Origin of the sequence: Massilia psychrophila (genome assembly GCF_002760665.1) — a bacterium.
Classification (GTDB): Bacteria; Pseudomonadota; Gammaproteobacteria; order Burkholderiales; family Burkholderiaceae_D; genus JAFCUW01.
This window is the reverse complement of sequence record NZ_PDOB01000060.1, coordinates 1-10,219: the sequence shown is the minus strand read 5'-3', so window position 1 is coordinate 10,219 and position 10,219 is coordinate 1. Positions and strand designations below refer to the sequence as shown.

The 10,219-nt window shown below is 58.9% G+C and carries 10 protein-coding genes and 1 pseudogene; 9 read left to right on the top strand and 2 right to left on the bottom strand.

Annotation, left to right across the window (positions count from 1 at the left end; all coding sequences use genetic code 11):
* Positions 1 to 271, top strand: a 271-nt coding sequence (locus CR103_RS23075) for a hypothetical protein (protein ID WP_218968516.1), incomplete at its 5' end; no start/stop codon positions are given.
* Here CR103_RS23075 and CR103_RS22325 read toward each other — a convergent pair.
* Complete coding sequence (locus CR103_RS22325) at positions 265 to 534, bottom strand: hypothetical protein (RefSeq protein ID WP_143752708.1); 270 nt, start codon at positions 532 to 534, stop codon at positions 265 to 267. The two genes, CR103_RS23075 and CR103_RS22325, sit on opposite strands and share 7 nt — an antisense overlap.
* On the opposite strand from CR103_RS22325, the gene CR103_RS22320 reads away from it, so the two are divergent.
* Both CR103_RS22320 and CR103_RS21205 read left to right on the top strand, forming a co-directional pair.
* On the top strand, positions 527 to 859 hold the full coding sequence (locus CR103_RS22320; protein WP_143752707.1) for a hypothetical protein: 333 nt from the start codon (positions 527 to 529) through the stop codon (positions 857 to 859). The two genes, CR103_RS22325 and CR103_RS22320, sit on opposite strands and share 8 nt — an antisense overlap.
* 10 nt (positions 860 to 869) lie before the next feature.
* On the top strand, positions 870 to 2,042 hold the full coding sequence (locus tag CR103_RS21205) for a hypothetical protein (protein WP_143752706.1): 1,173 nt from the start codon (positions 870 to 872) through the stop codon (positions 2,040 to 2,042).
* Between the two features lie 148 nt (positions 2,043 to 2,190).
* Here CR103_RS21205 and CR103_RS22315 read toward each other — a convergent pair whose 3' ends face one another.
* Positions 2,191 to 2,427 (bottom strand): DUF6444 domain-containing protein, encoded by a 237-nt coding sequence (locus CR103_RS22315; RefSeq protein ID WP_099917890.1) that lies wholly within the window; start codon positions 2,425 to 2,427, stop codon positions 2,191 to 2,193.
* Between the two features lie 239 nt (positions 2,428 to 2,666).
* On the opposite strand from CR103_RS22315, the gene CR103_RS24380 reads away from it, so the two are divergent.
* The 6 genes and pseudogenes from CR103_RS24380 to CR103_RS21175 all read left to right on the top strand — a co-directional run bounded on the left by CR103_RS24380 (position 2,667) and on the right by CR103_RS21175 (position 10,092).
* Entirely contained in the window at positions 2,667 to 3,491 is an 825-nt protein-coding gene (locus tag CR103_RS24380) for a reverse transcriptase family protein (protein WP_441293464.1), read from the top strand.
* Entirely contained in the window at positions 3,451 to 4,326 is an 876-nt protein-coding gene (locus tag CR103_RS24375; RefSeq protein WP_441293463.1) for a reverse transcriptase domain-containing protein, read from the top strand. The genes CR103_RS24380 and CR103_RS24375 overlap by 41 nt, the downstream gene beginning before the upstream one ends.
* Before the next feature lie 350 nt (positions 4,327 to 4,676).
* Positions 4,677 to 4,881, top strand: a pseudogene (locus tag CR103_RS23710) (chemotaxis protein CheW); the annotation flags it as partial.
* Between the two features lie 179 nt (positions 4,882 to 5,060).
* Positions 5,061 to 5,246: a hypothetical protein gene (locus CR103_RS21185; protein WP_099917889.1), complete on the top strand. Its 186-nt coding sequence runs from the start codon at positions 5,061 to 5,063 to the stop codon at positions 5,244 to 5,246.
* Positions 5,246 to 9,073, top strand: coding sequence for a response regulator (locus CR103_RS21180; protein WP_099917888.1), 3,828 nt, complete (start codon positions 5,246 to 5,248; stop codon positions 9,071 to 9,073). Before CR103_RS21185 ends, CR103_RS21180 begins: the two co-directional genes overlap by 1 nt.
* The gene (locus tag CR103_RS21175; protein WP_099917887.1) at positions 9,073 to 10,092 is read left to right on the top strand and encodes a response regulator; all 1,020 of its coding nucleotides are present in this window, start codon (positions 9,073 to 9,075) and stop codon (positions 10,090 to 10,092) included. The genes CR103_RS21180 and CR103_RS21175 overlap by 1 nt, the downstream gene beginning before the upstream one ends.
* The last annotated feature ends 127 nt before the right edge of the window (positions 10,093 to 10,219 follow it).

Below are 10,219 nucleotides of genomic sequence, written 5' to 3'. Positions count from 1 at the left end.
TGCGGCGCCGATACAAGGTCATTCGCCGACCAATTTTATGCGTTCGCAGCACAAGTCCGTCCAGTTTGAAGGGGGAGATTCCATTTCTGGAAAATTCCGTCTTTTGCCGAACAACGCGACGGAGCCACCAGCCGCAGCGAGGGTGCTTTTTTTACCAGGCTGCTGCGTTCGGTCCGCCATCCAGAACCTGATAGCGGGCGAAATGCTGGCAAGCGCAGGGCACTCCACGATCGGCTGCGCGATATCGCCGAAGCCCAAAGCAGTTCATTGATCATATTTTTCTGCGACGAAGCCCAAAGATACTCTCTGCATGAGTACGAATGGTTGCGCGATGTCCACGACGAACTCGCCCAATGCGGCGTGCGCTTGACGACTTTTCTCGTCGGCCAGGAACGGCTTTGCGAGCAACGGGCTCGTTTTCAGGAATCGGGCGACACCCACATCGTCAAGCGCTTCATGGTGGAGACCCTGCGCTTTCGGGGAATCCGCAGCGCGGTCGACGCCGCGACTTGCCTCAAGAGTTACGATGAGCACGCGTACCCAGTTGGGCAGCGATTGGAGTTTCACACGTTACTACTACCCGCACGCCTTTGAAGCTGGCTTGCGCTTGGAAACGAGTGCTCACTTCCTATGGGATGCCTTCTCCCAGGCTCATCAACACGCTGGCTTGGCCGGCTCGGTCGAAATTCCAATGGAATATTTTTCGCGCGCGGTCGAGGCCATTCTGCTCGATGGGCTCCTGCGCGATGCGATGGACTTTCAATTGGCCGAGAGCCATTGGACCAAGGTCGTACAGCATTGCGGCTATGTCGCCTCGGAACAAGCTGTCGAGCGCAATGCGCGCGGACTGGGACGCTGAGGCCAACGCGATGGCCCTCCCCTTGCTCATTGTCCCCGCTGGCGGCGTCAAGGTCGTCACCCTGCCAAAGTTGGCCTTGCATCTGTTTGCGACATACGAATCGGCGTGGGCGTTGGCGGCAAAACTCGCCGCTGCAAACGCCTTGTCGGCATGCGAAGTGTCTGCACTGCTGGGCATCTCGGCCACCAACCAATATCCACTTTTTCCCGACAAAATACCGCGCGTCGCGCGCGCGCTTGGAAGCACATTGGGGTTTCCGCCCGCCCTGATCCAGGGTGCCTTTCTTGGTGGCGCGTTGAAATGCCTGCACCCTCTCATGCACGACAGGCTGCGACTTTGTCCGACCTGCTCACGCCAGGGCCATCACTTCATCGTCCACCAGTTACGGCCATTTGCCAATTGTCCGCTGCACGGTTTGCCGCTACGCGATCGCTGCCGTCGTTGCGGTGGACCGCTCGCCTACGGACTGGGAAGTTCAATCGTATTTGGACCGATTAATTGCCCGACCTGTCGCGCGCCGCAACTGCCGCTGTCGGTCGGCGGCCATCCGATGGCAAGTGTGATGTCGGCGCGCAGCCTCGAACAAATCGCGCGCTGGCTGGCCTTCCTGCGGCGCCGTGTCAACTTGGCCGTGCTGTACGAAGTCGATGGCGGCATCGATACCGGCCGATCTGACGGCGCCGTTCCCAGCGGTCCGATGCGGGCGTTCATGCCACCCAGGTCGGCGTCCGGTTGGCTCTCGCCAACGGCTCGCGGGCGCTGGTTCTCCAGCATGCAGACCAGGTGCCTGGAGATGTGCTTCTGGACGCGGGCGAATCGTTTGTGGAAGCAATGCCATGGCCATTCGCGGCGTTGGTACGTGAGTGTGATTCGCGGGCAGGCAGTTGAAGCGGCGCCAAACCCGCAAGTCCTCGCCTTCCTCTACTGGCGCATGATTTGGCAAGGATGCTCCAATCCGTACCTGCTGCGGCGCTCCCATGGCCTGCCCCTCTATGGAATTGCGGAGTGGGAGGCAAACCAGTGTGCGCATGATGACGACGACATCGACATCACCATGTCGGCGCTCAACGACGCCTTGGCCGCGTCATGGGAGGACTGGCTCGATTGCATCGATTTACTCGGGACGTCGGAATTAAAGGGGCACACTTGGCGCTTTCGAGCGTCGCAAAGTACGTTTTTGTAGTTCCCACGAGGCAAGTCATGGCGAGGTGTTCAGTTTTCACACAATTACTTCGCAAATCGGCGTAAGTAATTGTTTTTAAACGGTTCGCTTTATGACAATCGACATCTCGGCAACTTGTATACACTTTTACTTCGTTTTTTATGCAGATTTACTTCGGTTGACGCTTGTGGCCAGGCTGAGCGCCGGGTGGTTTGCCGGAAGACTGGCGTAACGAACTGGTCTTCTTGGCAAGGCCATCGGACGAGGGCGGCTTGCTTGAATTGCTGCTGTTCTTGTTGACCTTCGATTCGAGCGCCTCCAGACGCGCCAGCAACGTCAGAATGAGGATGTCCTTCTGTTCGTGGGTCAGGCCTGTGAGGTCGGGAGAGGAAGGTTTCGTTGCCATGCCAGCATGATGAACGTGATCGTAATTGTTTACAACTAATTTCTGGCGTTCATAGGGGCTGAACAGTCAGTGCGCCAGCATAAGCTGGCAGATTGTAGTTGATGAAAGTTCAATACAGGGAAGATATGGCGAATCACTCTGACCCCGAGTCATGCGTCGTACATCGTGAGGTGTGCGGCGAAGCGTTGACAGGGGACACCGACAGGCCAGCCATTGAGCCGCGAAATCAAGGAATCGGGATGCCGACGACGTTGACTGACTCGGAAGGCAATATGGAGCATGGCGATAATCGCAAGTCATGTTTCGATCCCGCGCGGCCGGAGACCCTGCGCATGTCGGGAAGCAATCTGCACAGAAGCTGGGAGATCTCAGCAGTGTCCGGGAAGTTGCCGGACGGGGTGGAAAAGGCCAGTGGCCGTAATGCCGCCATCGACGCTGCTGAGAAGTCGGATACGCCCGTAGTACCAAAGAAGCCGTCGAACAAGGGGAAACCTGCGGAGACGGTGGAGGGAAGGGGTGTAACCAAGGGGAACGCGCAAGAGCCTCCCGCATGCCGGACGCAGGGCCGGGTAAATGCGTCGACGGGACTTGAGCGCATACGGGAAACCACCAAGCAGGATGGGCGGATGAAATTCACGGCGCTCCTCCACCATGTAACGCCATCGTTATTGGTGGAAAGTTTTTACGATCTGAAGCGGAACGCGGCAGCAGGCGTAGATGGAATGACGTGGGGAGAACACGAGGGAACGCTCTACACACGAGTCCATGAATTGCATCGGGAAATACACTCCGGTGCCTATCGTGCTCAAGCCTCGCGGCGCGTGTACATTCCGAAAGCGGACGGCAAGTTGCGTCCACTGGGAATTGCCGCATTGGAGGACAAGGTCGTACAACAGGCCGTGGTCAAGGTCTTGAACGCGATCTATGAAGAGCAATTTCTTGGATTCTCATACGGGTTTCGACAGGGACGCAGCCAGCACGATGCGCTGGACGCGACTCGAAGTCGGGATCAAGAGCCATCGGGTGAGCTGGATACTGGACGCGGACATTCAGGCGTTCTTTGACACCATCGACCACAAGTGGATGATGCAATTTCTGGAGCATCGGATTGCTGACCGGCGGCTACTCAGGCTGATTGGCAAATGGCTCAAGGCGGGCGTGATTGAGGATGGGCGGCGTATCGAATCCTTGCAGGGCACCCCGCAAGGGGCGGTCATTTCACCGCTGCTGTCCAACATCTATCTCCATTATGTGCTCGATTTATGGGCACATCAGTGGCGGAAACAACACGCAACAGGGCGGGTCATCATCGTCCGATATGCAGATGATAGCGTTGTCGGGTTTGAGCGAAAAGACGATGCCGGGCAATTCCTGGCTGCACTGCGGGAACGCATGGCGAAATTCGGCTTGGCGCTCCATCCAGACAAGACGCGACTCATCGAATTCGGACGACAAGCTCAGGAGCAGCGCAAGCTACGAGGGGAAGGAAAGCCGGAAACTTTCGACTTTCTGGGTTTCACGCATTGCTGCGGGAAGACTCGCCAAGGCTGGTTTGCGATCCTGCGTCTGACGGTGAAGAAGCGAATGCGGGCTACGCTAAAAGCAATTCGGGTGGAGTTGAGGAAAAGAATGCACGATGACGTACCTGCGGTCGGTAAATGGCTAGGCCGGGTCGTGCAGGGCTATTTCAACTACTTTGCAGTGCCCGGAAACTCGCATCGCCTTTGCAGCTTCCGCGAGGAAATCTGTCGAACATGGCGACACGTGTTAATGCGTCGTAGCCAACGACACTGCCTGTCCTGGGAGCGTTTCAATCGGCTGGTGAAACGCTACATTCCGCTATATCGTAATACTCATCCTTATCCAAGTGAACGTTTTCGCGTCAAACACCCAAGGTAGGAGCCTTGTGCGGTAGTGCCGCTCGCAGGGATCTGTGCGGGGGGCGCCGAGCAATCGGTGTCCCTACCGCGACCCCGGAATTGAACCACCCCAATTTTTTTTCCGAAAAACAACAACGGCATAAACCGTTCATTGACGAAATGTTTATTTCAAAATACGATATTTGACATTTCCTCACGGCAAAGGTAACGTCAATCCCATCGGCGCACTATCCCCCGCAGTCAGCAGATATTCAGGTTTTCAATCCGTATCAGGTTGCCATGTTACATACCCATGAAGCGAACTCCACAGTCCGCAACCACCCGCCGCACTCCGGCAAAGAATCCGGCAAGGAATTTCTTGCCTTCACCATGGGCCAGGAAGAATATGGCCTCGAGATCCTGAAAGTGCAGAAGATTCGGATACGAAGCGGTCACCCGCATGGCCAACGCGCCGGCGTTTTTCAAAGGCGTGATCAACTTGCGCGGGGTTATCGTACCGGTGCTGGACATGCGCATCAAGTTCAACCTCGGCAACCCTACCTACGACGCGTTCACCATCGTGATCGTGCTCAACGGTACTGTCAACTTAACGAAAAGTCAGAAAATTTTCCGACTGAAAGTGGGTATTTCACTACTATTTTTCGAAAAATTTAGCGATTTAAGTAACATAAAAGTTCATGAAAACCACGAAGAGTGGGGAACTTTAAAAGTTAGTTCCTTAAGTTGACAGTACCGGCTGCATTACCGGCGCAGATGCTCGCGGCCTGTGACACCGACAGCCTGTGTGCGGTCAGGCCCGTTCTGGCTGAACTGGACAAGCTGTTGCCGCTCTCCAGGCTGGCACCAATCCATACCACGCTGCAAGATTTTGATCTTCGGGGAGCCGAGGTGGCAACCCGCGCGCTGGCCGGCGCGCTCAATATTTCACTGGAAACCTGATGACCAACCCGATACTGATTGTCGATGACGAAGCGCCAACCCTCGCCGCCCTGGAACAAAACCTGGCTGGAACTGAGCTTGACGCGCCCGCAAGGCTCCTCGATGCAGCCTTGCAGCGTTGTGCCAACGAACCAATCCACTTGGTGGGGGCCATCCAGTCCCATGGGTTTCTGCTGGCGGTCGATGATGCCGATGTGTTGCGTGCGGCAAGCGATAACCTGGAGCCCATTTTTGGGCGCGCTGCGGCGAGCGCCGTTGACCGCCCTGTCTCGGAACTGCTGGGCGCGGAGGCGCTGGCGACGCTGCGCGACGGACTGGCCGATGGCCGCCACGGGCGCGTCGTTCCGCTGGAAATCCAGGTCGATACAGGGGACGGGGCAGTGCCTTTTGCCGCCGTCATGCACCGTTCGGACAGCTTGACGATCATCGAGTTGAGTCCGCTGAGCGGGAGATTCGCCGCCACCACACACCAGATATTCGCGGCCGTCAATGAAACCCTGGGGGCCTTCGATCTGCATTCCAATGTGGAAGATTATTGCCAGTACATCTCTGAAGAGATGCGCAGAATCACCGGCTTCGACCGGGTCAAGGTGTATCGTTTCGACCACCAATGGAACGGCGCGGTGATTGCCGAAAGTCGCAACGAGGCGCTGCCCGCGCTGCTGCATCATCATTTTCCCGCATCAGACATCCCGCCCCAGGCGCGGGCACTCTATGCCAGGAACCTGGTGCGCATCTTGGCCGACACGGAGGCGCCCACGGTCACGCTCGTGCCGCCTCTCGATCCCTGCAGCGGGCAGCCCGTGGACTTGAGTCTTTCCACCCTGCGGGCCATCTCGCCGATCCATATCGAGTACATGCGCAACATGGGGGTGCGCTCGACCCTGACCCTGTCACTGATGCACGAAGGCCGCTTGTGGGGCATGATTTCTTGCCATAACGCCATGCCACGGCTTCTTGGCCCGCACTTGCGCAATCTGATCGAGTTTATCGGCAAGTCGGTTTCCATCAAGCTTGGCGCATTGCAGAGCGCCGCGCACCTCAATGCTTTGGAGAATGTGCGCCAACGGCTGCAAATGCTGACGGATATCGTGCGCGACTCGAACGACATCGACCTGGTATTTCGCCAGTTCCAGTCCGACTTCCTCAGTCTCGCGGCAGCGGGCGGCAGTTATATTGTCGTCGATAAGCGCAGCTACAGTATCGGCGAGGTACCGGCCCCGAGCGACCTGGCGGCGCTGATTGAATGGCTGAAGCTGCAGCACTTTACTCAAGGGGTATTCGTCACCGACCACCTGGGCGCCGCCTATCCGGCCGCCGAGCGCTTCGCCGACGTGGCCGCTGGCCTCATGGCGCTGGATCTGGACAACAAACGGGGCAATCTCATGCTGTGGTTCCGCCCGGAGGTGGTGCGCAGCATCCCTTGGGCCGGCACCCCGCAAGGCCGCATCGTCATGGATGCGAACGGGCCGCGCATCGACCCCCGCCGTTCTTTCGCCGCATGGCACGAAACCACCCGCGGCTTTTCCGCGCCGTGGCTGAATTTTTCCATCGATGCGGTCAAGCTTTTCTCCTTTTCAGTAGTTCAGATGCTGATGCATCGGGCGCATCAGCAGGTCGATGAGGCGGATGCCGCCAACAAGGCCAAGAGCGCCTTCATTGCCAACATGAGCCACGAGATCCGTACCCCGATGAATGCGATCTTGGGCCTGGCTTATATACTGGAAAAAATGGCACTCAGCGGCGATGCCAACGAACTGGTGCGCAAAATCCGCATGGCTGGCCGCTCGCTGCTGGGCATCATCAACGACATCCTCGATTTTTCCAAGATCGAGTCCGGCAAGCTGGAAATCGAACAGGCACCCTTCCACCTCGCCGACGTGATCGACAACCTGGCCACGATCATGGCCGCCAGCGCGGGAGACAAGGACCTTGAACTCATCATCGCCCCGCCGCCGAGAGAGCTGGGGCAGTTGCGCGGGGATGCCTTGCGGCTGGGGCAAGTGCTGATCAACCTCACCAGCAATGCGATCAAATTCACCGAGCACGGCCATGTGAACGTCCTCATCAGCGTCATCGAAGAAAGCGCGCATCGTGTCACGCTGCGTTTTGCCGTGCGTGACACCGGCATCGGCATTGCGCCAGAAGTTCAACAGGACATCTTTGCCGCATTCTCGCAAGCGGACGATTCGACCAGCCGCCGCTTCGGCGGCACCGGCCTGGGGCTGACGATCAGCCACAAACTGGTGGCGGCCATGGGCGGTGAACTTGGCGTCCATAGCGAGATCGGCAAGGGCAGCGAGTTTGGTTTCACGCTGACGTTTGAGCTGGAACCCGGCGTCACGCTCTCCGCCCCGGACATGGCGAACCTCGAAGTCCTGATCGCCGACGACAACGCGCATTCCCTTGAAGCGCTGCGCAACATTGTCCAGAAATTGGGCTGGACGGCGAGCGCCTTCGACTCCGGCGAAACCGCTCTCGGGCACGTCGCGGCACAGCATGGCAATTGGACATCACGCCAGATACTGTTGCTCGACTGGCAGATGCCCGGCGGCATGGATGGACTCGCTACCGCCAAGGCCATCCGTGATGAAATCAAGGATGGCCAAAATCCCCAAAATTTCCAGAATCCACTCATCATCATGGTCACTGCCTGTGCCCGCGATGAACTGCTGGCCCAGGCCGATAGCCATCTGGCGGACGCGGTGCTGACCAAGCCGCTCACGCCTTCGACCCTGTACAACGCGGTCGCCAATGCATTGCAGCTGCGCGATGGCAGCAAACCGTCGCTGCCAGGTGCAAACTTGCAACGGCTGGCCGGCCTGCGCATCCAGGTCGTCGATGACAGTGACATCAACCGGGAAGTCGCGCTGCGCATCTTTGGCGACGAAGGCGCGCAAGTCGTTCTTGCCTGCGACGGCCGGCAGGCGGTGGACTGGTTGCAAGCCCATCCGGACGGGATCGATATCGTGCTGATGGATGTGCAGATGCCGGTCATGGACGGTTATGAAGCCACGCGCGCAATCCGGCGCATCCCGGCCTTGGCGCCATTGCCGGTGCTCGCCCTCACCGCCGGCAACTTGATCGAAATGCACACGCTGGCCGACGAGGCCGGCATAAATGGTTTTGTCGCCAAGCCCTTCGACGTGGATGCCGCGATCGCGCTGATCCTCCAGCTCACGGGGCGTGTCGCCAGGGTGCATGCGCCGGCCACCCATGAGATTGAACACGACCGCGGCCACGACCGCAGCCACGACCTTCCCGGGCTTGCCGTGGGCCGTGGCCTGACGGTCTGGAAAGATCCTTTGGCCTATCGACAATACCTGCGCACGTTCGCGCGTGATTACGCCGGCATCGTGGCGCAGATGGCTACGCTGGAGCCCGCTGCGGGCGCCTCGCTGGCGCACAAACTGAGCGGCGCCGCCGGCAGCCTGGCCCTGCATGAAGTCTGCGCGCTGGCCGGTGAAGCCGAACGGGTGCTGCGTGCCGGCGCAGATCCAGCCGACAGTGTCGCGCCCTTGCAGGGCGCACTGGAAACGGCGCTGCAGTCGATCGAGCGATATGCACCACCCGACGCCCTGTTGGAGAGCGTCGGTTCCGCGTCGTTCGATCCCGCGCAAGTGGCCGCATTGCTGGCGCAGATGCTCGCGGCCTGTGACACCGACAGCCTGCGTGCGGTCAGGCCGGTTCTGGTGGAACTGGACAAGCTGTTGCCACCCTCGCGGCTGGCGGCCATCCACACCACGCTACAAGAGTTTGATCTTCGGGGCGCCGAGGTGTCCACCCGCGCACTGGCCAGCACGCTCAATATTTCACTGGAAACCTGATGACCAACCCGATACTGATTGTCGATGACGAGCCGAAAAACCTCGCCGCTTTGGAACAAATCCTCGGCTGCGACTACGACTTGATCTTCGCACGCAATGGCGACGAAGCGATTGCGGCAGCCCATAAACACGCTCCGTCGCTGATCCTGCTCGATATCAAGATGCCCGGCAAGGACGGCTACGAAGTATGCCGGGAATTGAAGGCAGACAAGCGCACGGAAGCGATCCCCGTGATCTTCGTGACCGGTCTCGCCGAGGTGGACGATGAGGCTGCCGGTTTTGCGGTCGGGGCGGTTGACTACATCATCAAGCCGGTCTCGCCGGCCATCGTGTCAGCGCGCGTGCATACCCACCTGTCGCTGGTGCATGCGAGCACTCTGGAACAGAGTTACCTGGACGCAATCTACATGCTGGGCGAGGCAGGCCATCACCACGATACCGATACCGGCGTGCATATCTGGCGCATGGCTGCCTATGCCGGCGCGCTCGCCGCTGTTGTCGGCTGGAGCGCCACCCGTTGCAAACAGATCGCACTGGCGGCCCTGATGCACGACACCGGCAAGATCGGCATTCCCGATGGCATTCTCAAAAAACCCGGCAAACTGGATGCGGATGAGTGGCTCATCATGCAGCAACATGCCAGGATGGGCCACCGCATTCTCGCCAGGAGTAATGCGCCGGTCTTTCAAATGGCCGCCGAAATCGCGCTGCGCCATCATGAAAAATGGGATGGCAGCGGCTATCCGGACGGCCTGGCGGGCGACGCGATTCCCGAATCGGCGCGCATCGTCGCGCTGGCCGATGTGTTCGATGCCCTGACAACCAAGCGGCCTTACAAGGCTCCCTGGCCGCTGGATCAGGTCATGGCGACCGTCCGGAAAGGTTCCGGAAGCCATTTCGAGCCGCGCCTGGTCGATGCCTTTGTTTCGATCCTGCCGCATATTCTTGACATCAAAGCCACATGGGATGCGCAGGACGATACGGCAGAGCCCTCTGATCGGCGCAAAGCCAACGAATAGGGTTCCGTCGCATTAGCGGATTCCTGTCGGTCTTGAGGTAGACTGCGATGCCGTGGCTTTGAACGAATCGACATGCTCAACCTCAAAGGGATGCGTTTTCCGATCGATGTGATCTTGGTTTGTATCC

What these genes read in the sequence shown, in the direction of transcription:
- CR103_RS22320 (WP_143752707.1), top strand. Translation starts at nt 527, where the DNA reads ATGAGCACGCGTACCCAGTTGGGCAGCGATTGGAGTTTCACACGTTAC.
- CR103_RS21205 (WP_143752706.1), top strand. Translation starts at nt 870, where the DNA reads ATGGCCCTCCCCTTGCTCATTGTCCCCGCTGGCGGCGTCAAGGTCGTC.
- CR103_RS22315 (WP_099917890.1), bottom strand. Translation starts at nt 2,427, where the DNA reads ATGGCAACGAAACCTTCCTCTCCCGACCTCACAGGCCTGACCCACGAA.
- CR103_RS24380 (WP_441293464.1), top strand. Translation starts at nt 2,667, where the DNA reads ATGCCGACGACGTTGACTGACTCGGAAGGCAATATGGAGCATGGCGAT.
- CR103_RS21185 (WP_099917889.1), top strand. Translation starts at nt 5,061, where the DNA reads ATGCTCGCGGCCTGTGACACCGACAGCCTGTGTGCGGTCAGGCCCGTT.
- CR103_RS21180 (WP_099917888.1), top strand. Translation starts at nt 5,246, where the DNA reads ATGACCAACCCGATACTGATTGTCGATGACGAAGCGCCAACCCTCGCC.
- CR103_RS21175 (WP_099917887.1), top strand. Translation starts at nt 9,073, where the DNA reads ATGACCAACCCGATACTGATTGTCGATGACGAGCCGAAAAACCTCGCC.